The sequence below is a fragment of the Catenuloplanes nepalensis genome, assembly GCF_030811575.1.
GTDB classification, from domain to species: domain Bacteria; phylum Actinomycetota; class Actinomycetes; order Mycobacteriales; family Micromonosporaceae; genus Catenuloplanes; species Catenuloplanes nepalensis.
On the sequence record NZ_JAUSRA010000001.1, the window covers coordinates 9,498,466 to 9,524,093 of the forward strand.

The window sequence follows — 25,628 nt, forward strand, 5'->3', positions numbered from 1 at the left end:
CGTGTCATGAGGGGCGGCGGCGGGCGGGTGCACCGCTCGTACAGCGTGGTGGTCTTCGTCGTGCTCGCCTCGCTGGACAACGTGGTGATCGGCATCGCGCCGCCGCTCTACGGCCGGATCGGCGACGGGCTCGACGTCAGCCGCGGCGCGATCGCCGGCGTCATCTCGCTGACCTACCTGGTCAGCGCGGTCGCCTCGGTCGCCTGGGCATACAGCGGGGACCGCACCGACCGCAAGCGGCTGCTGATGTCCGGCACGCTGGTCTGGGCCGCCGGAACGGCCGGGACCGCGCTCTCCGGCAACTTCGTCATGTTCGTGCTCGCGCAGCTGATCGCGGCGGCCGGCCTCGGCGCGGTCTCCTCGGTCGGCTTCTCCGTGGTCACCGATCTGATCACGCCGCGCCGGCGGGGCCTGGTGATGGCGTTCTTCGGGCTGGCGCAGGGCGTCGGCTCGCTGACCGGCACGCTGCTCGGCGGCCTGGCCGGCAACGCGGACTGGCGGCGCCCGTTCATGGTGCTGACCGTTGCCGGCCTGGTCGCCACCGTGGCGTACCTGTTCACCTACGACATCCGGCGCGGCGAGGCGGAGCCGGAGCTGGCCGGCACCGCCGACTACGACTACCGCATCTCCCGCGCCGACCTGCCGCGGATCTGGCGCAACCGGTCCAACGTCTGGCTGGTCGCGCAGGGGCTGACCGCGCAGGTCGCGTTCGGCTCGCTGGTCTGGCTGCCGGTGCTGTTCACCGAGCGGGCCAAGGCCCAGGGCTACGACGACTCCACCGCGGTCGTGGTCGGCACGATCTTCACCACGCTGTTCCAGCTCGGCGGCGCATTGTCGATCATCGGTGGCGTGATCGGCGACCGCCTGCAGCGGCGCACCCCGCGCGGCCGGGCACTGGTCGCGGCCGTGGGCGTGCTCGGCGCGCTGCCGTTCTACGGGATCCTGTTCTACGTACCCATGAAGATCACCGTGCCGGACGGCGGCTCCAGCGGCGAGGTGGTCGCGGCCGTGCTGGCCAGCGTGGTCACCGAGCCGACCGTCGCGCTCAGCCTGATCACCGCATTCACCGCGCTCGCGTTCACGTCCGCGAACTCGCCGAACTGGTTCGCGCTGATCGGCGACGTCAACCTGCCGGAGCACCGCGGCACGGTCTACTCGATCGGCAACCTGGTCAACAGTCTCGGCCGGGCCGGCGGCAACGCGCTGATCGGCGTCGCCGCGAAGGCGCTGGCCGGTGCGTTCCCGCCGCCGCTCAACTACGCGGCCGGGCTCGCGCTGTTCCAGCTCTTCTTCGTGCCGACCGGCATCATGTACTGGCTGGCCTCACGCACCGCGCCGAAGGACATCGCGGACGTGCACGCCACCCTGCTCACCAGAGCAACCACAAACAAAGATCAACAGCCCTCCGAGGGTACGGCCACCGCCTCGACCTGAGCCGCCCGCACTCCCACGCCAGGAGGGTGATCGAGGCGTCGTTCATGTCGTTCCAACGACATGAACGACGCCTCGATCACGGGATCGTCAGGCGCGCAGCCAGACCGTCACGTCGGCCGGCACCCGATCCGGCGTCTCCAGCGGGTGACTGGCCAGGATGACCTCCGCGCCCGCCGGCAGCACCGCGTCGTCCGGGCCGAAGTTGGTCAGCACCCGCACCCCGCCGTTGACGAACGACAGCACCGCGTCGCCGCCGTCTGAGTCCCAGCTCAGGTCGCCGCTGCCCAGTCCCAGCTCACGACGCCGGCGCAGCGCCTCGCGATACAGCTCGTAGGTGCTGCCGGGCACGTCACGCTGGCGGTCCAGCGCGTACTCCGCCCACAGCTCCGGCTGCGGCAGCCAGCTCGCGTCCGCCGGGCCGAACCCGTACGACGGCGCGTCCGCCTCCCACGGGATCGGCACCCGGCAGCCGTCCCGGCCCCGGCGTTCGTGCCGCGACCGCTCCCACGTCGGGTCCTGCCGCGCCTCGTCCGGCAACGTCATGTGCTCCGGCAGGCCCAGCTCCTCACCCTGGTAGAGGTAGGCGCCGCCGGGCAGGCTCAGCATCAGCAGCGTGGCCGCGCGGCCGCGGCGCAGGCCGAGCACCGGGTCCGGCTGCGGGTCGCCGACGCCGATGCCGTCCGGCCGCGGCGTGCCGATCGGCAGGCCCAGCCGGGACGCGTGCCGCAGCACGTCGTGGTTGGAGAGCACCCACGTGGTCGGCGCGCCCACCGCGCCGTTCGCGGCCAGCGAGCGGGAGATGACCGACCGCTGGTCCGCGGCGCTCCAGTGCGCCTCCAGGTACTCGAAGTTGAACGCCTGGTGCATCTCGTCCGGGCGCACGTAGGCCGCGAGCCGCTCGGCCGGCTGCACCCACGCCTCCGCGACCAGGATCCGCTCACCCTCGTACGAGTCGAGCACCTGCCGCCACTCGCGGTAGACCTCGTGCACCTCGTCCTGGTCCCACATCGGCGCGCGCCGCCCCTCGACGCCGTCACCGGTCGCGCCGTGGATCGGGTACTCCCAGTTCGCCAGGTCGCGCTGCTTGATCAGGCCGTGCGCCACGTCCACCCGGAACCCGTCCACGCCCCGGTCCAGCCAGAACCGCAGCGTCTTCACGAAGTCCGCCCGGATCTCCGGGTTGTCCCAGTTCAGGTCCGGCTGCGCGGGGTCGAACAGATGCAGGTACCACTGGCCGGGCGTGCCGTCGAGCTCGGTGATCCGCTGCCAGGCCGACCCGCCGAAGACCGCGGACCAGTCGTTCGGCGGCTCCTCGCCGTTCGCGCCCCGGCCGTCCCGGAAGACGTACCGGTCGCGCGCCGGGCTGCCCGGCTCGGAGGCCAGCGCCTCCTGGAACCACTCGTGCGCGCTGGACGTGTGGTTCGGCACCAGGTCGACGATCAGCCTCAGCCCGCGCGCGTGCGCCTCGCCGATCAGCTTGTCCGCGTCCTCCAGCTGCCCGAAGATCGGGTCGACGTTGCGGTAGTCGGCCACGTCGTACCCGGCGTCCGCCTGCGGGGACGGATAGAACGGGGACAGCCAGAGCGCGTCCACGCCCAGCTCCACCAGGTGGTCCAGCCGGCCGGTGATGCCGGGCAGGTCACCGAGGCCGTCGCCGTCGCTGTCCGCCCAGGACCGGGGATAGACCTGGTAGATCACGGCGTGCCGCCACCACTCGCTGCCCTCTTGCTTGTTCGGCTGCGTGTTCAGGGCCTTCTCCGTCCCGTGTTGAAAAGTGTTCCTTTACCCATCAAGTGTGCGTGCGGGCGCCGCGGTCGACTCGCGAACGGTGAGGTGTGTCGGCAGCAGCACGTCGCCCTGCGCGTCCGGCGACAGCAGCGTCTGCACCGCCCGCCGGCCCTGTTCCGCGGCCGGCTGCGCCACCGTGGTCAGCCCGATCGCCGGCGCCAGGTCGTGGTCGTCGATGCCGGCCAGGCTCACGTCCTCGGGCACCCGCAGGCCGTGCCGGCGCAGCGCGGTCAGCGCGCCCATCGCGGCCTCGTCGCAGGTCGCGAAGATCGCGGTGAACGCGACGCCGCGGGCCAGTAGTTCCCCGGTCGCGGCCGCGCCACCGGCCAGGTCCAGGCTGCCCTCCACCTCCAGCGCCGGGTCCGGCGTGATCCCGGCGTGCAGCAGCGCCTCCAGGTAACCGCGGCGACGGTCCACGTGCGTGGTGAACGCCAGCTCGTCGGAGGACTCGCCGCAGATCCGCGCTATCCGGGTGTGGCCCAGCCCGATCAGGTGCTCCATCGCCTTCCGCGCCGCGCCGACGTCGTCTATCCGGACGCTCGGCCAGCCCGGCACCGCCGTGCCGGAGCTGACCGTCACGCCCGGCAGCTCCAGCTGGCTGACGGCCGCGAAGTCCTCGGCGAGCAGCGGCATGGAGATCAGCATGACCGCGTCCGCCCGTTGCCGCAGCGCGCCGGTGTGCAGCAGTTTGAGCCGGGCCTGCTCGCTGCCGCCGAGGTTGAACAGCAGCACGTCGTACCCGGCCTCGTGCAGGCTCTGCTCCGCCGCCTCGACCACGGTGGAGAAGAACCAGCGGGTGATCCGCGGTACCACCACGGCCACGCCGCCGGTCCGGCCGCCGGCCAGCCGGGACGCGCTGGGCGACGCGCTGTAGCCGAGCCGGGTCGCGGCCTCCAGCACCCGCCGGCGGGTCGTCTCGGACACCATCGGCAGTCCGCGCAACGCCCGGGAGACGGTGGCGGTGGAGACACCGGCCGCCCGGGCCACATCATCGATCCTGGTCACGTCGCCACCTTCGCGCAGCGCGCACTGAGGACAACGGCCGGCCGCTTCTGCCCGCGGCCGGCCGTTATGCACGATCTGTCTTGCCGGAAACGCTATCCCTTGACGCTTCCGGCGAGGAGACCACGGACGAAGTACCGCTGGAGCGAGAGGAAGACGATCAGGGGGACGATCATCGACACGAACGCGCCGGAGGTGAGCCTCTGCCACTCGTTGCCGCGGGTGCCGGCCAGCTCCGCCAGCCGGACCGTCATCGGGTTGGTGTCCCGGCCGCCGCCGCTGGCGAAGATCAGCGCGACCAGCAGGTCGTTCCAGACCCAGAGGAACTGGAAGATGCCGAACGACGCGAGGACCGGCGTGATCAGCGGCAGCACGATGGTCCGGAAGATCTTCGGGTGGTTGGCGCCGTCGACGCGGGCCGCCTCCATCACATCCCGCGGCAGCTCCGAGATGAAGTTGTGCAGCAGGTAGACGCCGAACGGGATGGCGAAGCAGGTATGCGCGAACCACACCTGGATGAACAGCTCCTCGCCGCTCAGCCCCCAGGCCGGCAGCAGCTGGACGCCGAACAACTCCACGCCCTGGGAGAAGAAGCGCAGTAGCGGAACCAGCGCCATCTGCAGCGGCACGATCTGCAGCGCGAAGATCAGGATGTAGATCCAGTCTCGGCCGCGGAAGTCGATCCAGGCCAGCGCGTACGCGGCCAGCGCGCAGATCGCCATCGGGAACAGCACCGCCGGGATCGTGATCACCAGCGAGTTGATGAAGTAACCGGCCAGCTGACCGGAGCTGGCGCTGCCGCCGAACAGCACCTCGTCGTAGTTGGAAAGCGTCAGCTGAGGGTCGGTGAAGAACGTCCACCAGCCGCTGGTCTTGATCTCGTTCTCCGGCCGGAACGAGCTGATCAGCAGGCCGAACGTCGGCACGCTCCAGAACAGCGCGATGACCAGCGCGATGCCGGTCGCCAGCGGGCTGGACAGCTTCTTCCGGACGCGCCCGGCGGCCGTGCTCGGCCTGTCGCCCCCGGCCTTCGTGACCGGGACCGCGGCGGCGGGCGGGTTGGTAGTCGTCATGTCAGGCCTCCGACCGCTGCTTGCGGATGTTCCGGATCTGGAAGATCACGATCGGGATCACGAGCACGAACAGGAACACGGCCAGCGCGGAGCCGTGGCCGGTCTCGCCGTACCGGAACGACTGGTTGTACATCTCGTTCGCGATGACGCTGGTCTCGTAGTTGCCGTTCGTCATGGTGCGGACGATGTCGAAGACCTTCAGCGTGGCGATCGTGATCGTGACGACCACGACGATCACCGCGGGCCGGATCGCCGGCAGCGTGATCCGCCAGAACATCTGCCAGGCGTTCGTGCCGTCGATCCGCGCGGCCTCCACGATCTCCGCCGGGATCGCCTTGATCGCCGCGGACAGGATCACCATGGCGAAGCCGGCCTGGATCCAGATCATGATGACGATCAGCAGCAGCGTGTTGAGCTTGTAGCCCTGGCCCAGCAGCCACTGCTGCGGCTCGCCGCCGAACCAGACCACGATCTGGTTCAGCAGGCCGATCTGGTCCTGTTCGCCGGACCGGTACGCGTACACGAACTTCCAGATGATGCTGGCGCCGACGAACGAGATCGACATCGGCAGGAAGATCAGCGCCTTGGCCACCGCCTCGCCGCGCGCCTTGTCCACCAGGATCGCGTAGATCAGGCCGATCGTGGTGGCCAGCGTCGGCACCACGAGCACCCAGATCAGCGTGTTCAGCAGCACGGCCTGGATGTCCGGCTGGCCGAACATCCAGGTGTAGTTGTCGAAGCCGACGAACGCGCTGCTGTCCCGGTTCATGAACGACAGGATGGTCGTGCGGACCGCCGGGAAGATCAGGCCGATCGCCAGCAGCAGCAGCGCCGGCGCCAGGAACCCGGCCGCCAGCCAGCCCTCCCGTCCGCGCCCGGCGCCGGCGGCGATCGGCACGCCCGCATCGGCCGCGGCGGCCAGCCGGGCCTCCCGGCGCGTGGCCAGCCTGGTCGGGATCACGTCCAGGACCAGCAGCAGACCGCCGACCAGCACCACGAAGGCGACCAGGCCGCCCAGCAGCATCACGAACTTGTCGGCTTGATCGGCGAGGTCGAAATTCATCACCGCTCCCCAGAGTTTCCCGGCGGATCTCGTTGTGAAAGAGATCCGGCCCGGGCGCGGAACGCCCGGGCCGGATCGGGTGCCCTACTTGGGCCAGGAATCCTCGATGTACTTGAGGGTGCCCGCGGTGTCCTTGCCGTTGATCCAGTCGACCATGCCCTTCCAGAACGTGCCCGCGCCGACCGAGGCCGGCATCAGGTCCGAGCCGTCGAAGCGGAACACGGTCGAGGCGTCCTGCAGGATGCCCACGGAGAGCTTGTCGATCGGGTTCGCGACGTTGTTGATGTCCAGCTGCTTGTTCGCCGAGACCCAGTTGCCGAGCTTGGCGCGGGTGTTCGCGTGCTCGCCACTGGCCAGGTACGTCTGCACGGCCTGGACCTCGGGCCGGTCCGCGAACGCGACGGTGAACTCGCCGGCGCCCAGGATCGGCTTGCCGCCGGACGCGTCGATCGCCGGGAAGTAGAACGCGTAGACGTCGCCGTCCTCGGCCACCTTGGTGCCCTCGGGCCACTGGTTCGCGTAGAACGAGGCCTGGCGGTGCAGCGTGCACTTGTCCTCGAGGATCGGCAGGCCACCCTCCTGGAACGCGGTCGTCGAGATCGACTTCGAGTCGCCGAAGCCACCGTTGACGTACTTGTCGTTCTTCAGGATCGTGCCGGCCCTGTCGACCGCCTCGGCGACCTTCGGGTCGTTGAACGGGATCTCGTGGTTGACCCACTGGTCGTAGACCTCGGGCGTCTGCGTGCGCAGCATGACGTCCTCGATCCAGTCGGTGGCCGGCCAGCCGGTCGCGTCACCGGACTCGATGCCCGCGCACCACGGCTTGCCGCCGGCACCCGCGATCTGGTCGCTCAGCGCGATCAGCTCGTCCCAGGTGGTCGGGACCTTGTAGCCCTTCTCGGTGAACGTCTTCGGCGAGTACCACACGAAGGACTTCACGTTCGAGCCGAACGGGGCGCCGTACAGCTGGCCGTTGACGGTCGCGTACTTCAGCCAGTCGGCCGAGTAGTTGGCCTCGGCCTTGGTCTTCGTATCCGCGGAGACGGCCTTGAGCTTGCCCGCGTCGGCGAAGCGCTTGATCAGACCCGGCTGCGGGATGAACGCGATGTCGGGCGCGTTGCCGCCGTCCACGCGCACCTGCAGCTGCGCCTCGAACTCGCCGCTGCCCTCGTAGTTGATCGCGATGCCGGTGCACTCGGTGAACTCGGCCCAGGACTCCTCCAGCAGATCCGCCTCGGTGTCGCGGATCGATGCGTAGATCGAGACCTCGGTGCCCTCGTGCTTGTACGCGTCGTATGTCGAGCAGTCGCCGGTGCCCGCGCTGCTGCTGTCGTCGTCTCCGCCGCCGCACGCGGCGGCGGTCAGCACCAGCCCGAGAGCGGTGGCGACCGCAAGGGCCTGGCGAGGTCGAGACTTGACCGCCATGGCGTCCTCCTTCCCTAGCCGGCGCGAGGCACTGAAGGCCGTTCGCCGGATCCCGTTCCTGTGGGCGTCCTCACATGTAAGCGCTTGCAGGATCTTTAGTCCAGCGGTCGGCAGACTGTGATCGGTAACAATTCAGAAACCTGCGACCGCTCTGTAGCACACGGTCATTCTCGTCTCAAACGTCAGTTTTCGTGGTGGTTCCCGCCGATATGGCGGCTACCCTGACCAGGCAAAATCGGGTATATGTGGGCGCCATGTCCGGCGAGAACCCGAAGTCCGAACTCCTGCGCACCATGCCGCTGCACGCCATCACCGAGGTGTACGGCGAGCCCGGCCTGCGCCAGCGCTTCCTCGACGAGATCACCCGCTTCCACGGCACACCTCGCGACGCGCTCGCCGAGGCACTCACGCTCGCCGCCGCGCTGCACCGCGACGACCGGCGGGTGCGCGAGCCCTACCTCAACCACCTGCTCCGGGTCACGCTTCGGATCATGTGCTACTACCGGGTCGCGGACGTGGACGTGCTGGTCGCGGCGATGCTGCACGACGCGGTCGAGGACCACCCGTGCGAGCTGGCCGGCCTCACCCCGCCGCAGCCGCACGCGTTCGCCACCGAGGCCGCGCTCGCCGAGGTGGCCCGCCGCTTCAACAAGCGCGTCGCCGACCTGGTCCGATCCGTCACCAACCCGGAGTACGAGCCCGGCCGGGACCGCTACGAGCAGTACCGCGCACACGTCGCCGAGAGCCTGGAACGTGACCCGTGGGCCCGCGTGATCAAGGTCAGCGACTTCACCGACAACGGCGTCGGCATCATCCACACCACCGGGCCGAAGATGGAGTCCAGCGCCCGGAAGTACCGCCCGCTGGTGCCCACGTTCCGGGACCTGATCGCCCGCCCGGACACGCCGCTCGAGCCCGAGGCGAAGTCCCACATCATGGACCAGCTCGATCTGGCCGAGGAGCGATTCGCCGCCATCCTGGATTGACCGTGCGCCCGCGGGGAACTCGTCGCGCATGTCCACGCTGAGCGCTCGACACCACCACGGCTCCACCCGATGGCTCGCCCTCGCCGGGTTCGGGCTCGCCGCGTTCGCCGCCGCCGCGATCGGCGGCCTCGGCGTCCAGGGCACCGCCGCCGAGTACAACTCCCTGGCCCAGCCCGCGTGGGCGCCGCCGAGCTGGCTCTTCGGCCCGGTCTGGACGCTGCTCTACGCGATGATCGCGCTATCCGGCTGGCTCGCCTGGCGCCGGGCCGGCTGGACCACCGCGCTCACCGTCTACGCCGTGCAACTCGCCCTGAACGCGCTCTGGACCCCGCTCTTCTTCGGCGCCGGCCAATACGGTCTCGCCCTGGCCGAGATCGTCCTGCTCTGGCTCGCCATCGCCGCCACCATCGCGCTGTTCCGCCGCATCTCCACCGCCGCCGCGCTGCTCCTGGCCCCCTACCTGCTCTGGGTCACCTACGCCACCGCCCTGAACGCCGCCATCTGGTCGATGAACTAACCAGACCTTCCCGCTTCCGGCGTGCCCGCTTCTGGCGTGCCCGCTTCTGGCTCGCTCCCGACGCTGTCGCCCATTCGGGATCTCCCTATTCGGCGTCTGCGTAAGCGGCGTCTGCGCGAGCGGCGTCTGCGCAGGCGGCGTCGAGAACGCCGACCCCTACGGAAGACCGGACACGCTCGCCCGAAATTTCACACTATCGCCAGCAGGGCTGGGCGGGCGCCGCTCGGAAGCCGGCGTGGCGGTCGCGCTATCGCGACCGCTCATGTCAGAGGATCACTGACCGACACAGACGGTAGGTCATCTTCGACTTTCGATCTCTCTTTCGTGTCGGTCATTGATCATTACGACCGAGCCGCCACCGTACGGGCAACAAAGTCGCTCCCGCGGGCACACCCCGCCTCCCTCCACTCCGCTGGCCCGCTCCGTTCCGGTCCGCCGGTCAGAGTCGGCCCCAGCCCACTCGCGCAGCCCCCACGCCACCCGCACCGCTGTTCAGCCCTGCTCGCGGCGTGGTCGTCGCGAGCTCGCGCGGTTCGCCCCTTGTTGTGCGGTGCCGGTTCCGGCGTGGTCGTCGCCCGGCTTGCGCCGCTGTTGAGCAGTCGTCGCGGCGTGGTCATCGCCGTCCCGGCGCGGCTTGCTTCGTTGCCCGGTGCCGGTTCCGGTGTGATCGCCGTGAGCACGGCGCGGCTTGCGCCGTCGGCGTTGGAAGGCTCTCCCGCGGTCCTGGGGTCTGGTGATCCCAGTATCGACCCATTGGGATCCGCTGCCTTCGCTTCCCTCGACGAAGGGCCGGGCAGGCGGAGGATCATTGAGTGATACGCCAGGTAGATCAACTCACGCTCTGGATCGACCTGGTGTATCACTCAATGATCGTTTGGGTCCGGTGAGGCGATCAGCGAAGGCGGCTGCCCCAATGTGCGGCCACCTTGTCATGAAATTTCGGGCGGGCAGCGCCCGGGTCTGCGTGGCGTTGCTGGTCCGCGCGGCCTTGCTGGTCCGCGCGATCTTGCGGGTCCCGGGCGGCCTTGCGGGTTCGCGCGGAACATCATGATCGAGGTGCGGGAACGGCTGCGGGACTGGCAAGGAGGCCGCCTGCGGCCGACTGGTGCCCGCGGGAGCGCTGGGGAAGTGGGCACGCCGGGAGCGGGAATGATCGGCTCTTGAGATTGAAGGGTGAGGGTTGGGGTCAGGTTCTGGCGCGGCTGGCGCCGGCGGTGGCGGCCGCGGCGGCGGTGGACGTGGCCAGACGGTCGATGGCGGGGGCGGGTGGGATGACCGGTTCGGTTTCGCGCATGGACCAGGTCTGCTCGGCGTGGGCACCGCGGATCGGCATGATCGGGGCACCGGCGGCGAACTCCTCCTGGGTCATCGCCTGGAGGCCGCTGAACGCCATGCCGATCAGCGTGGCCGCGGCCAGCAGCGTGATCGGGATGATCAGGATGTAGGGGGCCAGGCCCTCGACGTGGCCGCGGCCGTCGTTCCAGAGTTCGACGCGCATCGCGGCCATGCCGGTGTAGTGCATGCCGGTGACCGCGACCCCCATGATCGCGGCGGCCACGATGATCGGGCCCCAGCCCTTGATCGTGACGGTGAACCAGAGCGCCACGGTCGCGGCGACCACGGCGATCACGCAGGACGCGGCGACCAGGCCCGGGTCGTAGTGGATCACGCCGACTACGCGCATGGCGCGCATGCCGGTGTAGTGCATCGCCACCACACCGGCGCCGGCGAGGACGCCGCCGGTGAGGATGCGCTGCCAGGAGCGTGGGCCGAAGCCGACCACGAACAGGCCGAACCCGACCGTGCCGACCGCGATGGCCGCGCTGGCGAGCGTGAGACCGAGGTCGTAGCGGAGCGAGCTGTCCGGCACGTCGAAGCCGAGCATGGCCATGAAGTGCATGAGCCAGATGCCGGCGCCGCCGATCGCGAACGCGGCGATCCCCAGCCAGCGCGCTCGACGGCCTCGGGTCTCTGATTCACGCGCGCGGACCGTGCAGGCGAGGCCCAGCAGTGAGCCGAGAAACGCCATCAGGAAGGAGACGATCGGGTTGAACGCCCCGTGCGTGAAGTGGTGGACCTCAGCCATCGCGTTGACACCTCGACAAATAAGACCCGATCGGACATCCGGGTCATTCGGTCGAAGATTCAGTCACATCGCGGAGGACGGCTGTCGCACATCGCGTCCGGCCCGCACGGACGGGTAGATCCACGTATCGATGCTGGTCACGGGCATGGAGCCGGGGTCGTCGCATCGGACCGGCCGGTCGGGGGAGGACTCCGGTCCGAGGTGGCGACGACCCCGGGGGTATTACGGGCGGGGGAGGAGGTGGGCGGCCTACGTGAAGATGCTGACGCCGCCGGGGCCGACCAGGAGACCCACCACGATCAGGACGATTCCCCAGAGAATCTGCCGCCGGACGAGCGAGACGACGCCGGCGACCACGAGCACCACGGCAAGGATCCAGAGAAGAGTATCGAGCATGGCTGTTCTGTACCCGACCCCCGCGATTGCAAAACATCGCCCTGAACAGCGAAAAGGCGGCCCGTGGGCCGCCTTTTCGCGCAGATCGATCTCCTATCGTCCGGCGTGGACGAGCGACGGGCTCTCGATGTCCGCGTCGTCGCCGAGGAGGTGGTAGACGCTGTACGCCTGCTTGATCACCGGGTGCGCCACGTTGCGCACCCGAACGCCGCCCGGTGTGGTGCCGCGCTCGGTGCCGTGGTGCGCGTGCCCGTGCAGCGCCAGCGCGGTGCCGGCCGAGTCGATCGCGCGGCCCAGCTGGTAGCAGCCGAGGAACGGGTAGATCTCCAGCGGCTCGCCGACCAGCGTGTCCGGCACCGGCGCGTAGTGGGTGAGCGCCACCTTCACGTCGCAGTCGAGCGAGTGCAGCGCGTCGGCCAGGCTGTCCGCGATCCGTTCGGTGGTGCCGACGAACGCCTTCATCTCGGGTTCGCCGAAGTTGCTGGCGCACCGGCCGGCGAACCCACCGCCGAAGCCCTTCACGCCGGCCACGCCGAGCCGGGCGCCGCCGCAGTCGAGCACGGTCCCGGTGCCCTCCAGCACGGTGATGCCGGCGTCGGTGAGCACCCGGGTCACCGCGTCCGGGGAGTCCGACTGGTGGTCGTGATTACCCAGAACCGCGATCACGGGTACGCCGAGCCCGCCGAACTCCGTGGCGACGCAGCGTGCCTCGTCCTCGGTGCCGTGCCGGGTCAGGTCGCCGGCCAGCAGCAGCACGTCCGCCTTGTCCGGCAGCTCCTCCAGCGCGGGCCGGTAGCGCCCGACCACGTCCTTGTCGATGTGCACGTCGCCGACGGCCGCGATCCGGATCACGACAGCTCCTCCGCCTCTGCCGGGGCGTTCGCCCGGGTGAGTCCGATGTCGACCTGGAGGTCGATGCCCGGGAACTGCTCCCGGACCAGCCGGACGATCTCGTCGCGGCGCTGGACGCTCTCCACGTCACCGCAGAGGATCAGCGTGTGCTCGCGCCGCGAGACGGTCAGGCCCTGCTCGGCCACCCGGCCGTCCTCGGTCAGCAACCGCTGCACCTCGGCCTCGGCGTATTCGTCCAGCGGCCGGTTGGTCTCGATGTCCGCATGATGCTGTGTCGTCATACGTCGTCACCTTCCTTGCGTGTCGCGCCTCACTGTGTGGCGGCGAGCCGGAGCGTGCCGCGCTGGCCGTGCGAGTCCGAGTCCGAGTCCGGCGTGTCCGACTCCTCCGTGGAGACCACGTCGAGCCGGTCCAGGAGCACCAGGAACGCCTCGGCGTACGGCGAGTCCGCGGTCTCGTGGCGCACGCGCGCCCAGTCGATCTGCTCCCGCAGCGACCGCGCGACCGGCAGGCCGCGCGCGAAGTCGCAGTAGTGCTGGGAGAAGCTGAGCAGCTTGTGCACCATCAGCTGGGTCGCGGAGATGCACGGCATCTGGATGGCGTCGACCGGCCGGACCACGGAGTCGGCGAGCGTCTCGTCCGTCACCGGCGTCTCCACCGGACGGAAGATCAGGTCGACCATCCGGCCGTCGTCGTACACCTTGACGAGCCAGTCCTCCGGCGGCCGCTCGCTGGTGAAGCCCGCGGCGGTCAGCTCCTCGAGCGCGCGCTCCACGTCCTGCTCGCGGATGATGAAGTCCACGTCGTGGTCGCTGGAGTAGCCCCCGTGCGCGTAGACCGCGAAACTCCCGCCCAGTGCGAACGGCAGGTCGGCCTGCTTGAAGATGGCGGCGACGCGCTTGAGCGTATTGACCAGCCCGGCGTCCACCCGGTACGGCATGGCGATCTCCCGTCGGTGTGTGCGGTGTCCTGTTCACCTACCCGGCGACAGGCCGGTTCACACACCGAGAAAGCGGCATTTCGGACGCTTCAGAAGTCGTCGGAGAGCCGCCCCCGCAGCTTGGTCAGCGCGCGGGCGAGCAACCGGGAGACGTGCATCTGTGAGATGCCGATCCGGTCCGCGATCTGCGACTGGGTCAGGTTGCCGTAGAAGCGCAGCGTCAGGATGCGTTGCTCGCGCGGTTCCAGCGCGGCCAGCGCGGGCCCGAGCGCGACCCGCAGCTCGGCCGTCTCCAGCTCCTCGTCCTCCGCGCCGAGCAGGTCGCCGAGCGGCGTCTCGCCCTCACCGGCCGGGGTGGAGAGCGAGACCGCGCTGTACGCCCGGGACGCCTCCAGTCCTTCCAGGATCTCCTCTTCGCCGCGGTCCAGGTGCTTCGCCAGTTCGGCCACGGTGGGGGAGCGGCTCAGCGTCTGGGTCAGCGCGGTGGTCGCCTCCGACGTGGCGGCGCGCAGTTCCTGCAGGCGGCGTGGCACCCGGACGTCCCAGCAGCGGTCGCGGAAGTGCCGCTTGATCTCGCCGGCGATGGTCGGGATCGCGTACGACGCGAACTCCACGCCGCGGTCCGGGTCGTACCGGTTGACCGCCTTGATCAGCCCGACGATCGCGGTCTGGTCCAGGTCCTCACGCGGCTCACCACGGCCGGCGAACCGGTTGGCCAGGTGGTGGGCCAGCGGCAGCCACGCCTCGATCACCTCCGCGCGCAGTCGATTGCGGTCGGGGTGCCTCGGCGGCATCTCGGACAGCCTGACGAGCAACTGGGCGGCGCGGTGCCGTCTCTCCGGGGTTGTGCTCACGAACGGCCTCCCCACGAAAGGGGGTCCCCACTGAAGGGGGTCGGGGATCGTTTCGCGTACAGCAAACAATTTTAGTCCGGATGGACAGTGGAAATCCAGCCGAAAGGATGATAGATATCCAGGCGTCTTTAAGGCAATTTGACCGAAAAATCGGGAAATCACCGGCTACCGCTCTCAGCAAAAAGATGCTTCGACTCGCTACCGTGTCCGAGTATGGCGCCGTTCTTTGAATCCACCCGTGACGACGACTCCGGACATCCGCCCAGGATCGTCGCGCTGATCGGCGTGGACGGCTCCGGGAAGACCACCCAGGCGCACCGCCTCGCGGACGCGCTCACCGAGGCCGGCCTGCCCGCCGACTACCTGCAGAACGCGGGCGGCCGCGCCTGGTTCGGCCGGGTGGCCCAGCGGGTCGGCGCCGGCGACGCGCAGCACCTCTTCGGCCGCCGCGGCTGGCCGGTCGTGGAGTCGGTGCTCCGCTGGCTGGCGATCGCCCGCACGCTGGTGCGCGCCCGCCGCTCCGGCCGGATCGCGGTGATGGACCGCTACAGCTACTGCCAGTACGCCAGCATTCGCACCCAGCTCGGCCGAGGGCGCGTCGCCGAGCGGCTGGCCCGGTTCGCCTACCGGCTGTTCCCGGCGCCGGACGTCACGTTCCTGCTGGTGGTCAGCCCCGGAGCGGCGTACCGGCGGATCGAGGCGCGCGGCACCGACCACGAGACGATCGAGTACCTCACGCGTGCCTCCGCGTCCTACGCCTCGCTGCCGGAGCACGACTCGTTCGTGTTGATCGACGGCGACGGCACCGAGGACGCGGTGGCCGCCCAGATACTGGCGCACCTGCTGCCCGCGCCGACGGTGGTGCCGCTGCCGGACCCTCGCCACCGCCCGGCGGAGGTGGCGGCGGCCTGATCCCGGAGGGGGCGGGTGACACTCCTCACTCGTAACCTCCAACATCCGGTCACCGCGGCCTGCCCGTTACGTCGAAGCTTTCCCCATAACAGGCAGGCCGGGGCAGGTTTCGTTGACGGGTACGAAGTGCGCAAACAAACTCGTACCGTGGTGAATTCGCCTGGGCTGCTCGTGCACATCAACGCGCTCCTGCCCTCGCTGTCGCCCGCCGAACAGCGTGTCGCGCGCCTGGTCGTGTCGGACCCCGCCGATGCGGCCGGCCACACCATCACGGATCTGGCCACCGCCGCGGAGACCTCCGAGGCCACGGTCATCCGGTTCTGTCGCTCGATCGGCATCGCCGGGTATCCGCAGCTGCGCATCCGGCTGGCGGCGGAGGCGGCCGGGGCGGCCGGCCGCGGCGGTCCCGCGGACGATCGGGTGGCCGGCGGCGAGATCCCGCCGGACGCGGACCTGGCCCGGATCGTGGCGACGATCTCGTTCAACGAGGCCAGGTCGCTGGAGGAGACCGCGGCCCAGCTCGACGTGGCCGCCTGCGAGCGGGTCGTGGCGGCCGTGGACGGCGCCGGGCGGATCGAGATCTACGGCACCGGGACGAGTGGCTGCGCCGCGCTGGACCTCCAGCAGAAGCTGCACCGCATCGGGCGCAGCGTCGCCTACTGGCCGGACCCGCAGGCCGCGCTCGCCTCCACCGCGCTGCTGGCCGAGGGCGACGTGGCGATCGGCATCTCGCACAGCGGCGCCAGCGCGGGCGTGCTGGACGTGCTGGCCCAGGCGCGGCGGCGCGGCGCGGTCACGGTCGCGGTGACGAACTTCCCGCGCTCGCCGATCGCGGACGCGGCGGATCTGGTGCTGACCACCGCGGCGCGGGAGACGACCTACCGCGCGGGCGCGTTCGCCAGCCGGGCCGTGCAACTGATGGTGGTCGATTGCATCTTCGTCGGCGTCGCTGTGCGTAACCGGAAACGAGCCGGGCAGGCGCTCGCCGCGGCCGATGAGGCGACCGCGTCGTTGCGCGCGCCGGGCGGCCGCGGAAAGGGGCGCTGAGCTGCGATGATCTTGCCCTCGTCGGGATGGCGGCGCACTGCCGGTCCGCCGGGAATGCGGTTGCGGCCGGGAAGGTTCCCTGGTGGGCTGAACCCTCCGATCCCGTTTCCCGTAAGTCTTGGGTGACAGGGATCGCAGCGGGCCAGTGAGTTGGGTCGCTGCGACTCAACTGTCCCGGATGGTGTGATTTGACGGGCCAGGGGTAAGCACCCGTTGAGCGCATCGACCGGCCGGTAACCCTACATCCCCCGCCAGCCGAGCCGATTCAGGAACTACGCACCGCGCTCACAGCCAGGTTTCAGGCATTCGTGACAGCTTCAATCGTACGACAACGAGATTCCATCCGAATGCCGGAATCAGCAGGGCGCGTGCGCCGTTGTTAGAGGGGCACCGCTGGGGACTGCGGATTACCGGGGAGGGCCTGATGAATACAGGGACGGCCCGTAAGAAGGCAAATGGGGTCAACGAGGGGACCGTGGGCGACATGGAAAAAGGCATGGTGCTGCGAACGGATGAGGTTGCCGAGGAGCGCGACCTCGTCGGAGTCTACCTGCACGAGATCTCCCGGACACCTCTGCTCGACGCGGCGCGTGAGGTCGATCTTTCCAAGGCGATCGAGGCGGGGCTCTACGCCGAGCACCTGCTCGACACCGACGAGCTTCCGGCGGGTGTGAGCCGCGACGATCTCGAGCGCGTGGTCACCGACGGCGGCCGGGCGAAGGACGAGTTCATCCGTGCGAACCTGCGCCTCGTGGTCTCGATCGCCCGGCGCTACGTGCGCTCGGGAATGCCGATGCTCGACCTGATCCAGGAGGGCAACACCGGCCTGGTCCGCGCGGTCGAGAAGTTCGACTACGAGCGCGGCTACAAGTTCTCGACGTACGCGACGTGGTGGATCCGCCAGGCGATCAGCCGGGCCATCGCGCAGCAGGAGCGCACCGTGCGGCTCCCCGTCCACCTGGTGGAGGACGTGAACCGCATGCGCAACGTCACCCGCCAGCTCACCCGCGAGCTCGGCGCCGACCCGGAGCCGGCGCAGATCGCGGCCGCGCTGGGCGTGACCGTCGAGCGGGTGTCCGAGCTGATCCGCTGGTCGCAGGACACGGTGTCGCTGGACACCCCGGTCGGCGACGACGGCGACACCAACCTCGGCGACCTGGTCGCCGATTCGGACGCGCCCTCGCCGGAGGAGATCGTCCTCACCGCGCTGGAGCGTCAGCGCATCGAGGGCCTGCTCAACCACCTGGACGACCGCTCCGCCGGCATCATGCGCGCGCGGTACGGGCTGGAGGACGGCCGCGAGCACTCGCTCACCGAGGTCGCCTCGCGGTTCTCGCTCTCCCGGGAGCGGATCCGGCAGCTGGAGATCCAGGCGCTCGGCCGGCTGCGTGAGCTGGCCCGCGCGGAGGGCCTCCAGGCGGCATAACGCCACCCCCACAACCCCTCGGCGGTACGAACGAACCGGCCGGTCCCGATGCCCGGGGCCGGCCGTTGCGTTTGTCACTGTGACGTCTTCCTGTCGTGACGGCCACCGCGTCAGCGATGGGCAGGGCGGCGCGAGATGGGTAGGGTCGCCTGCGGAGTACGGGAACCACAGCTCGGGGGAGGCGATGTGGCGCGCGGCGGCATCTTCTGTGTTGAGGGCCAGTGGCATCGGGACCTCTCCGAGCAGGGCTCCGTCATCCCCACGCTGGAGCTGCTGGAGCGCCTCCGCCGGATCCGGTTCATCTACCGCGACGTGGCCACGCCGGAGGAGCTGAGCTACTTCCTGGACCGTTGGCTGCTGAAGCAGTACAGCGACTACCGGGTGGGTTTCTTCGCGATGCACGGCGAGCCGGGCCGGCTCTGCCTCACCGACAAGGCCACGGTCGAGCTGGACGACGTGGCGGAGCAGCTGGCCGGGCGCTGCCAGGACAAGCGGCTCTACTTCGGGTCCTGCTCGGTGCTGAAGGCCTCGGACGCCACGCTGCTGGACTTCCTGGACGTCTCCGGCGCCGCGATGGTGTGCGGCTACACCCGCGAGGTGGACTGGGTCGACTCGGCCGCGTTCGAGACCGTGCTGCTGGACGTGCTGGCGAACGGCGCGCTGGTGAACGCGGCGGAGAAGCGGATGGGCTCCGGGCCGTGGCGCGAGCTGGCGGCGTACCTGGGTTTTCGGATCGTCTACGCGAACGGGCGCACCTGGCGGCCGGGCACACGCTCGCGGGTGCCCGCACAGGCCACGGCGGCATGAAAAAAGGGCGGGGAGTTGGTCTCCCCGCCCTTCCTCGTTCGCTACCTGACCCTGCCGTACCCGACGATCGACATCATGTTGAGCGGTGCGATGGTGAGCACCTCGCCCGGTCTGGGCGCGTGGATCACCTTGTTGCCGCCGATGGCGATCGCGACGTGCGCGAGCCCGTTGTAGAAGACCAGGTCGCCGGGGACCACCTGGGAGGCGGATATCCGCGCGGTCGCGTTGTACTGCATGGCCGCGTTGTGCGGCAGCGACTTTCCGGCCTTCGCCCACGCCGCCTTGACCAGGCCGGAACAGTCGAATCCGGCCGGGCCGGCGGAGGCGTAGATGTAGGGCTTGCCGAGCTGGGCGTAGGCGAACTGCACCACGGCGCTCGACCCGGCGGGCGCGCTCGGCGCGGCACCGCCGCCACCGCTGTTGCCGCCGCCACCGCTGTTGCCGCCACCACCGTTGCTGACCGGCGCCGCGGCCGCCTGCTCCTGCTCCCGGCCGTAGGCGGCCTTGCGCAGCGAATACAGGTTCTTCAGCTCGCCCTCGATGCCGGCCTTGCGCTTGCTGGCCTCGTCCTTCTGCGCCTTCTGCTTCTTCTCGGCGGCGTCGAGCTTGGCCTTCTGCTCGGCGTACTCCGCCTCGGTGAGCGTGTAGGCGGCGACCTCGTCGTTGCGCGCCTGAGCCAGCTGCTCGAGCACGCTGAGGCCGGCCATCAGGTCCTGGCTGTCGTTGAGCGTGAGCAGCGTGTTCGCGTCGCTGAACCGCCCGGACTTGTAGGCCCGGTTGGCCAGCTGACCGACGTTGGTGCTGGCCTGCTTGACCTGCTGCTCCAGCGTGGTGGTCTTCTCGCCGAGTTGCTTGGCGGCCGCCTGAGTGGCCTTCAGCTCCTCATTGATCTTGTTGTAGGACTCGATCACGACCTCCAGCTCGGAGGACGCCTTGTCGATCTGCTTGGTGAGTTCGGCGCTTGACGGCTCGGCCAGGGCTGCGGAGGTCGGCGCGAGAACGCCGACCGCGACGGCCGCGAGCACGACAGCGCGCAGGATCGCACGCGAAGCTGACAACAGGGTGGACCCTTCTTCGCTCGCCGCCTACCGGGTTAGCTGACGGATTCGGGCCAGAAGGACGCCCTACCGCGCGAACGCGGATTCACCCCGGTCGGACTCTGTGGGTCCCCGGTTCGCCACAGCACCGCTCGGAGGCCGTATCGGGTGGGCCCGGCACGGTCGGCGATCGGCGGGCCTGGCGCGACCGGTGCGGGGAGCACCAGACGGCCGGGGCCGGGCGATTCGGCGGCGCCGGGCTGGCGTCATTCCGGGGGGAGTGACTGAAGACCAGGTCCGGCGAACCCACGGTAACCACCAATTCGGAGGATCGAAAGGGTGACGGTGGTCATCTGTGGGCTTTCGCCGGTAATAGGGCAAATTTCGGGATAGCGGACAGTGAAGGAATGATTCCCTCGTGTAACTGACCCGCGTGAGAACGGCAGTGCCGATGCGTAATAGGCGCTTTGCGTGTTTTAGCGTGTCGCCGCCGTGGTGCCGGTCGGACAAATGCGGAGGAAAGCATCGGGAAACCGTGTGCCGGGCGCGCTCTGACGGGTGGAAATCAGCCACCTGGCAGATTGCCCCCTTCCCATTAGTGGCGTGCGGTTGGGAGTATGGCCATTGGGGAGGTCTCAGGGTTCTTCCACTAGGGGGAACATTCTCGAATGGGGAACACCCTCGAACGGGATTGCCCGGCGATTTCCCCGCAGCGCGCGCTGACGCATCACGTGATCCTCGGAGTTCACGCCACGGGACTCCGGAGATCGACTTTCCCCGGGGGCGGGGGAGCCATCGCGGCGGACGCGGTGTGGTGACCGGCGGCAACCGGAAACACCACATGCTGAAAACGGCACCGCGTTCGCCGCAAACAAAAGACCAACTCCTAAAGAGCCGCAGGAGGACTCCGATGGAGAATAGCGCTCGTCACTCGCCGCGTTCAACCCGTCGCAACGCTTCTTCCGGTGCCGCGCCGCGCAGCCGGGTCGCGTTCGAGGCGGCCGACGTCATCGTCACTCCGGAATACTTCGAGGTCGCCGGCCGGCGCTGGCCGACCAGTGAGCTGGCCGGGCTGCGGACCGTGCGTGGCCCGTTCGACCAGCTCACGGTGCGTGCGGTCGCCGCGTCCGGAGTGAGCCTGCTGGCAATCTTCGCGGCGCTCAGCTTCGGCAACGGCCTGCAGGCGCTCGGCCCGGCCGCGTTCGTCGTGATGGGCGCGGCCGCGTTCGTCCCGATGCTGCTCGGTGTGGTCGGCAACCGCACCCGGCCGCGCGTCTACGAGCTCTGGGGCGACTACCAGGGCATGACCGTGCGGCTGTTCGTCAGTGACAGCGAAAGGCAGTACGGCCAGATCTCCCGCGCACTGGTGCGCGCACAGGAGATCGCGAAACTCGGCGGCGTCCGCGCACCGGTGTCGTCGATCAATCCGTACGGCATGTAGTCGAAGCACGATGTCCGTGCCCATGTGACGAATGCGAACCGGGGCGTGGCGGCACGACACGACCCCTTCAGATAGCTCCACCGGAAATCATGGGCGCGCTTCCCCGGGCGCGCCCATGACCCATTTCCCGATCAGGTGTCGTCGACGATTCCCTTGATCATGGCCAGTGACTCGGCCGGGTCCAGCGCCTTGTCGCGCAGTTCGTGGAAGACGTGCAGGTACGGCCGGACGTCCTCGGGCCGGTCGATGACCTCGTCGGTGACCGCGTTCTCCACGTACATGACGTCCGCGTCCTCCGGGTCCGGGAACTGCAGGATCGCGAACGGCGCCACCACGGGCGGCGGGCCCGCGCTGAACGGCAGCACCTGGATCGTGATGTGCGGCGACGCGCTCAGCGACAGCAGGTGGCTGAGCTGGTCCGGCGCCCGGGCCGGCGCGTGCGCGATCCGGTGCAGCACGGCCTCGTCGATGATCGCGGTGATCCGCGGCGGACGCGACTTGTTCAGGATCTCCTGCTGGCGCCGCAGCCGGACGGTGATCTCCTCGTCGGTCGGCCGCATCGACGTGCTGCCGGCCGCGAAGTCACGACTCTGCAGCAGCGTGGGCAGCGTGGTCGGCGCGAAGTAGAGCACCTCGACGCTCTCGTCCTCCAGCCCGATGTAGGCGTAGTAGGACGGGTTGACCCGGTCGCGCAGCGCCGACCACCAGGTGCGCAGGCGGGAGTTGCGGGCCAGCGAGAGGATCTCCTCCACCCGTTCCGGCTCGGTGATCTCGTACAGCCCGGTCAGCGCGCGGGCGTCGATGGTGGAGATGCCGACCGTGCCGGCCTCGATCCGGATCACCTTGGACAGCGACCAGTCCATCGCGTCCGCCACCTCGGCGCGGGTCTTGCCGGCCGACTCCCGGGCGGCCTTCAGTGCGTGGCTCAGGCGCCGCCGGCCCATCGAGGGGCCCTGCCGTGCCGGTTTCACCGGTCGTGTTCCGTGGCCGGGATCTTCGCTCTGATCGTGTGTCATCGCGGGACCGCACCTGACTCAAGGGTCGGTCACACCATCTGGGTGACCATTTTGTTGATCATTTCGAGGGACTCGCTGGGGTTGAGCGCGAGCTTCTGCAGTCGGGCGAAGGTCTGCCGGTAGGTCTCGACCTCCGCGGGCTGGTCGACCAGCGCGACGGTCGGCGTCGACTCGATGTAGACGACGTCCGGCGTGCCGGCCTCGAAGGAGAGCAGGTTGAACTGCCCGGTCGCGCCGTAGCTCTCCGCCGTGAACGGCAGGATCTGCAGCGTGATGTGGTCTTTCGTGCCGTCCTTGCGCAGCCGTTCCAGCTGCTCGCGGAGCACCTCGGTGCCGCCGATGTGCCGGTGCAGGTTGGCCTCGTCCAGGATCACCTGCAGCGTGGGCGGGACCGGGCGGGAGAACAGCTCCTCCTGGCGGCGCAGACGCAGGCCGACACGGACGGTCACGTCGTCCGGCTCCACCTGGGAGGGCACGGCGGCGCTGATGTAGGCCCGCGCGTAGGACTCGGTCTGCAGCAGGCCGGGCATGCCGATCGGCTGGAAGACACGCAGCGTGGCCGCCTCCGCCTCCAGCCCGACGTAGTCGTAGTAGGCGCGCTCACGCTCGAAGATCTCGCGGTACTGCACCCACCAGCCGCGCTGGCGGGACAGCCGGGCCAGGGCGAGCAGTTCGGCGACCGTGCCCGGATCGTCCACCCGGTAGTGCTGGAGCAGCGCCTTGAGGTCGTTCGTCGAGATCGAGACGGTGCCTGCCTCGATGCGGATCAATTTCGACAGCGACCAGTCCATCGCCTCGGCGGCCTGCTCCTGCGTGAGTCCGGCCGCGTCGCGCGCCGCGCGCAGCCGGGCCCGGAGCTGCCGCCGGCCACCCGAAGGGCCGTGGGCGGTGGACATGGCGCCTCCTTGCGCTCACGGGCACGTCGCCCGCTGTGACGGCCGATACTCTACGGCCGCCCGGGCCGTGCCCTCGCGGGCACCGGCTTGTCGGTGCCACCTGGCAGACCTGATATTGCGACGTGCCATGTGCCTGCGTTACGCCGTCCACCCGCCGGGTAGCCGAGAAACCTGCGCAAGTTGCCACCTGGCAGCTGATCCATGGCCGGTTGCCACCTGGCGGATGGCTTCCTGTCAATGAGCCAATGACACAGAGGTTACTCGCGCATGGATGCATATTCCAGGCCGGAAGAGTCGGGATCGGCCGTCACGCCAACGAGTGTGAGCACGAATGCGTGAGCTGCGGCTATTTCGCGGTAACCGCGCGCGGGTCGCGCCGTTTGTCACGGAGAGTGCGGGGAGTGGCGCGGGACTGGTCTTGGTCCCGGGCCTGACGAGACGCTACGCTCGCGCGGGCATCTGTCCGATCGCGTGATCAACGCGCGGTTGGTCCCTTTTGCTCAAATCTTGCTTTATGCAGCAATTGTTCATTTAATGCGATATTTTTCTATCGTGCGCGGTCAACGCTGCCCGCGCCGGACTGGAGTGACAAATGATCACGTCGACCGCGGGTGAGATGGCGTGGCGGAAGAGCAGCCGCTGCGAATCGCACACCTGCCTCGAGGTGGCCGAGGCACCCGGCGGCCGCATGGCGGTCCGCAACTCGACCCGCCCCGAGCTTCGCATCAGCTTCGAGGGGCCGGCCTGGCAGGCCTTCGTCCACACCGTGCGTAACGGGGACCTCGGCGCTCTCTGACTCGCACCTAGAATCACGCCGCCCGGCGAGCTGTCCGCTCGGCCGGGCGGTCGCGTCTCACGGTCCCGGCGGAGGACCGCGGTGGCGTCAGTGCGTGGGCTGGTGCTCCGGCGCGGGAACCCAGCGAGTGGTGACGATCCGCTCCGCGTAGAAGGACAGGAACGGCACCGTACCGGCGAGCATGACCAGGAGCATGCGCTTCAGCGGCCAGTTCGCGCGGCGGCCGAGGTCGAACGCGGCGATCAGGTAGACCATGTAGAGGAAACCGTGGGCCGGGCCGATGCCCTGCACGACGGCGGGCTGGTCCCAGATGTACTTCAACGGCATACCGATCACCACGAGCAGGATCAGCACGACGCCGACGATGTAGGCGATCATCCGATAGCGGGTCAGCGCTCCGCGCACCGCTGCCTTCCCTTCGTCCGGCGCGACGGCCGGGGTTGGTCGTGTCTCGTCAGTCGTCGGCGGGGGGACGCGCCGGGCCGTAGGCGGACCGCTCGGTGGCGCGCCGGACGGCCTCGGTGCGCACCGGACGGCGTACCGCCAGACGGTTTGGATCTCGGGGTTGTTCCGGGGTGGGAGGAGCCGGGGGTGCGTCGCCGCGCAGGACCGCGCGAACCTCACGGACCCAGAGGAAGATCACGAATGCGGCGAAGACCGGCCACTCCAGCATGTAACCCCAGCTGGACGGGTTGCCGCCCGACTCGGCCCGGGACAGTTGCCACCAGCCCAGCGCCAGGAAGGCGAGCACGAGCAGCACGGTGGCGAGGTGGACCGCGATCCACCGCGGTGTCCAGAGCCGCTTCATGCAGGCGAGCGTACCGGGGTGCTCGGAGCGTCTCCGACGCAGCGTCGTAGAGCGTCTCCGACGCAGCGTCGTAGAGCGTCTCCGCGCAGCGTCGTGACAGGGTCCCGTAATGGCTTGCGCTTGACGCCGCGTCAACTCGTAGCGTCATTCCCGTGAGTTGGTCGACGGCACAGGTGGCGCGCATCGCCGGGGTCACGTCCCGGACGTTGCGGCATTACGACGACATCGGCTTGCTGCGGCCGGCCCGGGTGAGTCCGGGCGGGCTACGGCACTACGAGCGCGAGCAACTGTTGCGGTTGCAGCAGATCATGCTGCTGCGCGAGTTCGGCATGAGCCTGGAGACGATCGGCGCCGTCGTCGCGGGCGAGGCCGACCGGGTCGGCCAGCTCCGCCGTCATCATCGGTGGCTGATCGAGGAGCGGGACCGGTTCGACCGGCTCGCGGACACGGTCGCGGCCACCATCACCCAGCTGGAAGGTGGAACGCGGATGAGCACGGAGCAGCTCTTCGAGGGCTTCGACGCGGGCCGGCAGGCCCGCTACGAGGCGGAGCTGATCGAGCGGTACGGCGACGGCGCCGCCACGGCCATCGCGGAGAGCAAGGAGCGGACGGCAGGGAAGGGCGCCGAATTGCAGGCGGAGTGGGCCGGCATCGAGGACCGGGTGGTCGCGCTGCTCGGCGCGGCGCCGGAGTCGCCGGAGGTGCAGGCCGTGATCGCGGACCATTACCGGTGGATCACGCGGCACTGGACGCCGGACCGTGAGTCGTACACCGGGCTGGGGCAGCTCTACGCCGACAGTCCGGACTTCCGGGCCCGGTTCGACGCGCGCGACCCCCGGCTGGCCGAGTTACTGCGGGACGCCATCGCGGTGTACGCGCAGGCCAGCCTCTAGCAGCGAGGGGTTTGGGGATGCGGTGTCCGGGAACCGTTGACTCATTGAGGAGAGGGGCAGTGATGACCGACTCAGTGCGTTACGGCGACGGTTCGCCGTCGGGCGCGGGCACCGCATTCCACCCGAACCCGGA

At 69.5% G+C, this 25,628-nt stretch carries 26 protein-coding genes and 1 riboswitch; of the genes, 10 read left to right on the plus strand and 16 right to left on the minus strand.

Features of this window, described 5'->3' with window-relative positions:
- Positions 1 to 6 precede the first annotated feature (6 nt).
- Entirely contained in the window at positions 7 to 1,434 is a 1,428-nt protein-coding gene (locus tag J2S43_RS41390; RefSeq protein ID WP_306838863.1) for an MFS transporter, read from the plus strand.
- Positions 1,435 to 1,521: 87 nt separating this feature from the next.
- Here J2S43_RS41390 and J2S43_RS41395 read toward each other — a convergent pair whose 3' ends face one another.
- From J2S43_RS41395 to J2S43_RS41415, 5 genes are all read right to left on the minus strand, one after another.
- Positions 1,522 to 3,132 carry a glycoside hydrolase family 13 protein gene (locus tag J2S43_RS41395; protein ID WP_370881723.1) on the minus strand — a complete coding sequence of 537 codons (1,611 nt, stop codon included), beginning with the start codon at positions 3,130 to 3,132 and terminating at the stop codon, positions 1,522 to 1,524.
- 84 nt (positions 3,133 to 3,216) lie between these two features.
- Complete coding sequence (locus tag J2S43_RS41400) at positions 3,217 to 4,227, minus strand: LacI family DNA-binding transcriptional regulator (protein WP_306838864.1); 1,011 nt, start codon at positions 4,225 to 4,227, stop codon at positions 3,217 to 3,219.
- A gap of 92 nt (positions 4,228 to 4,319) precedes the next feature.
- Complete coding sequence (locus J2S43_RS41405; protein WP_306838866.1) at positions 4,320 to 5,297, minus strand: carbohydrate ABC transporter permease; 978 nt, start codon at positions 5,295 to 5,297, stop codon at positions 4,320 to 4,322.
- Between the two features lies 1 nt (position 5,298).
- Entirely contained in the window at positions 5,299 to 6,360 is a 1,062-nt protein-coding gene (locus J2S43_RS41410) for a carbohydrate ABC transporter permease (RefSeq protein ID WP_306838867.1), read from the minus strand.
- 84 nt (positions 6,361 to 6,444) lie between these two features.
- A complete protein-coding gene (locus J2S43_RS41415; protein ID WP_306838868.1) occupies positions 6,445 to 7,785 on the minus strand; it encodes an ABC transporter substrate-binding protein in 1,341 nt (446 codons plus the stop codon).
- 254 nt (positions 7,786 to 8,039) lie between these two features.
- Between J2S43_RS41415 and J2S43_RS41420 the strand changes: the two genes are divergently transcribed.
- Both J2S43_RS41420 and J2S43_RS41425 read left to right on the plus strand, forming a co-directional pair.
- On the plus strand, positions 8,040 to 8,771 hold the full coding sequence (locus J2S43_RS41420; RefSeq protein WP_306838870.1) for an HD domain-containing protein: 732 nt from the start codon (positions 8,040 to 8,042) through the stop codon (positions 8,769 to 8,771).
- Between the two features lie 28 nt (positions 8,772 to 8,799).
- The gene (locus tag J2S43_RS41425; RefSeq protein WP_306838872.1) at positions 8,800 to 9,288 is read left to right on the plus strand and encodes a TspO/MBR family protein; all 489 of its coding nucleotides are present in this window, start codon (positions 8,800 to 8,802) and stop codon (positions 9,286 to 9,288) included.
- 1,186 nt (positions 9,289 to 10,474) lie between these two features.
- Here the strand turns inward: J2S43_RS41425 and J2S43_RS41430 are convergent.
- The 6 genes from J2S43_RS41430 to J2S43_RS41455 form a co-directional block, all read right to left on the minus strand.
- Positions 10,475 to 11,374, minus strand: coding sequence for an MHYT domain-containing protein (locus tag J2S43_RS41430; RefSeq protein ID WP_306838874.1), 900 nt, complete (start codon positions 11,372 to 11,374; stop codon positions 10,475 to 10,477).
- 249 nt (positions 11,375 to 11,623) lie between these two features.
- On the minus strand, positions 11,624 to 11,770 hold the full coding sequence (locus J2S43_RS41435) for a GPGG-motif small membrane protein (protein WP_306838875.1): 147 nt from the start codon (positions 11,768 to 11,770) through the stop codon (positions 11,624 to 11,626).
- Between the two features lie 93 nt (positions 11,771 to 11,863).
- Positions 11,864 to 12,622, minus strand: coding sequence for a metallophosphoesterase family protein (locus J2S43_RS41440; protein WP_306838877.1), 759 nt, complete (start codon positions 12,620 to 12,622; stop codon positions 11,864 to 11,866).
- Positions 12,619 to 12,903, minus strand: a complete 285-nt coding sequence (locus J2S43_RS41445) for a hypothetical protein (RefSeq protein ID WP_306838879.1) — start codon at positions 12,901 to 12,903, stop codon at positions 12,619 to 12,621. The genes J2S43_RS41440 and J2S43_RS41445 overlap by 4 nt, the downstream gene beginning before the upstream one ends.
- 29 nt (positions 12,904 to 12,932) lie before the next feature.
- Complete coding sequence (locus J2S43_RS41450; RefSeq protein ID WP_306838881.1) at positions 12,933 to 13,562, minus strand: nucleotidyltransferase family protein; 630 nt, start codon at positions 13,560 to 13,562, stop codon at positions 12,933 to 12,935.
- Positions 13,563 to 13,651: 89 nt separating this feature from the next.
- Positions 13,652 to 14,356, minus strand: coding sequence for a SigB/SigF/SigG family RNA polymerase sigma factor (locus tag J2S43_RS41455; protein WP_306839790.1), 705 nt, complete (start codon positions 14,354 to 14,356; stop codon positions 13,652 to 13,654).
- Positions 14,357 to 14,629: 273 nt separating this feature from the next.
- On the opposite strand from J2S43_RS41455, the gene J2S43_RS41460 reads away from it, so the two are divergent.
- From J2S43_RS41460 to J2S43_RS41475, 4 genes are all read left to right on the plus strand, one after another.
- Positions 14,630 to 15,328 carry a dTMP kinase gene (locus J2S43_RS41460; RefSeq protein WP_306838883.1) on the plus strand — a complete coding sequence of 233 codons (699 nt, stop codon included), beginning with the start codon at positions 14,630 to 14,632 and terminating at the stop codon, positions 15,326 to 15,328.
- Between the two features lie 147 nt (positions 15,329 to 15,475).
- Positions 15,476 to 16,375, plus strand: coding sequence for a MurR/RpiR family transcriptional regulator (locus J2S43_RS41465; protein WP_306838884.1), 900 nt, complete (start codon positions 15,476 to 15,478; stop codon positions 16,373 to 16,375).
- A 484-nt stretch (positions 16,376 to 16,859) separates the two neighbouring features.
- The gene (locus J2S43_RS41470; protein ID WP_370881724.1) at positions 16,860 to 17,801 is read left to right on the plus strand and encodes a sigma-70 family RNA polymerase sigma factor; all 942 of its coding nucleotides are present in this window, start codon (positions 16,860 to 16,862) and stop codon (positions 17,799 to 17,801) included.
- Between the two features lie 186 nt (positions 17,802 to 17,987).
- A complete protein-coding gene (locus J2S43_RS41475; RefSeq protein ID WP_306838887.1) occupies positions 17,988 to 18,608 on the plus strand; it encodes a DUF6642 family protein in 621 nt (206 codons plus the stop codon).
- A gap of 41 nt (positions 18,609 to 18,649) precedes the next feature.
- On the opposite strand, the gene J2S43_RS41480 is transcribed toward J2S43_RS41475, so the two are convergent.
- Entirely contained in the window at positions 18,650 to 19,666 is a 1,017-nt protein-coding gene (locus J2S43_RS41480; protein WP_306838889.1) for a C40 family peptidase, read from the minus strand.
- Positions 19,667 to 19,675: 9 nt separating this feature from the next.
- Positions 19,676 to 19,816, minus strand: a riboswitch (cyclic di-AMP (ydaO/yuaA leader).
- Between the two features lie 739 nt (positions 19,817 to 20,555).
- Between J2S43_RS41480 and J2S43_RS41485 the strand changes: the two genes are divergently transcribed.
- Positions 20,556 to 21,086 (plus strand): DUF6232 family protein, encoded by a 531-nt coding sequence (locus tag J2S43_RS41485; protein WP_306838891.1) that lies wholly within the window; start codon positions 20,556 to 20,558, stop codon positions 21,084 to 21,086.
- 131 nt (positions 21,087 to 21,217) lie between these two features.
- On the opposite strand, the gene J2S43_RS41490 is transcribed toward J2S43_RS41485, so the two are convergent.
- Both J2S43_RS41490 and J2S43_RS41495 read right to left on the minus strand, forming a co-directional pair.
- Complete coding sequence (locus J2S43_RS41490) at positions 21,218 to 22,057, minus strand: helix-turn-helix domain-containing protein (RefSeq protein WP_306838892.1); 840 nt, start codon at positions 22,055 to 22,057, stop codon at positions 21,218 to 21,220.
- 74 nt (positions 22,058 to 22,131) lie between these two features.
- The gene (locus J2S43_RS41495; RefSeq protein ID WP_306838894.1) at positions 22,132 to 22,998 is read right to left on the minus strand and encodes a helix-turn-helix domain-containing protein; all 867 of its coding nucleotides are present in this window, start codon (positions 22,996 to 22,998) and stop codon (positions 22,132 to 22,134) included.
- A gap of 592 nt (positions 22,999 to 23,590) precedes the next feature.
- Between J2S43_RS41495 and J2S43_RS41500 the strand changes: the two genes are divergently transcribed.
- Positions 23,591 to 23,794 (plus strand): DUF397 domain-containing protein, encoded by a 204-nt coding sequence (locus J2S43_RS41500; protein WP_306838896.1) that lies wholly within the window; start codon positions 23,591 to 23,593, stop codon positions 23,792 to 23,794.
- Between the two features lie 87 nt (positions 23,795 to 23,881).
- Here the strand turns inward: J2S43_RS41500 and J2S43_RS41505 are convergent, their stop codons facing one another.
- Both J2S43_RS41505 and J2S43_RS41510 read right to left on the minus strand, forming a co-directional pair.
- Positions 23,882 to 24,199: a DUF3817 domain-containing protein gene (locus tag J2S43_RS41505; RefSeq protein WP_306838898.1), complete on the minus strand. Its 318-nt coding sequence runs from the start codon at positions 24,197 to 24,199 to the stop codon at positions 23,882 to 23,884.
- Positions 24,200 to 24,248: 49 nt separating this feature from the next.
- Positions 24,249 to 24,602 carry a hypothetical protein gene (locus J2S43_RS41510; protein WP_306838900.1) on the minus strand — a complete coding sequence of 118 codons (354 nt, stop codon included), beginning with the start codon at positions 24,600 to 24,602 and terminating at the stop codon, positions 24,249 to 24,251.
- A 152-nt stretch (positions 24,603 to 24,754) separates the two neighbouring features.
- Here J2S43_RS41510 and J2S43_RS41515 point away from each other — a divergent pair, with 152 nt between their 5' ends.
- Complete coding sequence (locus J2S43_RS41515; protein WP_306838901.1) at positions 24,755 to 25,495, plus strand: MerR family transcriptional regulator; 741 nt, start codon at positions 24,755 to 24,757, stop codon at positions 25,493 to 25,495.
- Positions 25,496 to 25,628: the final 133 nt, after the last annotated feature.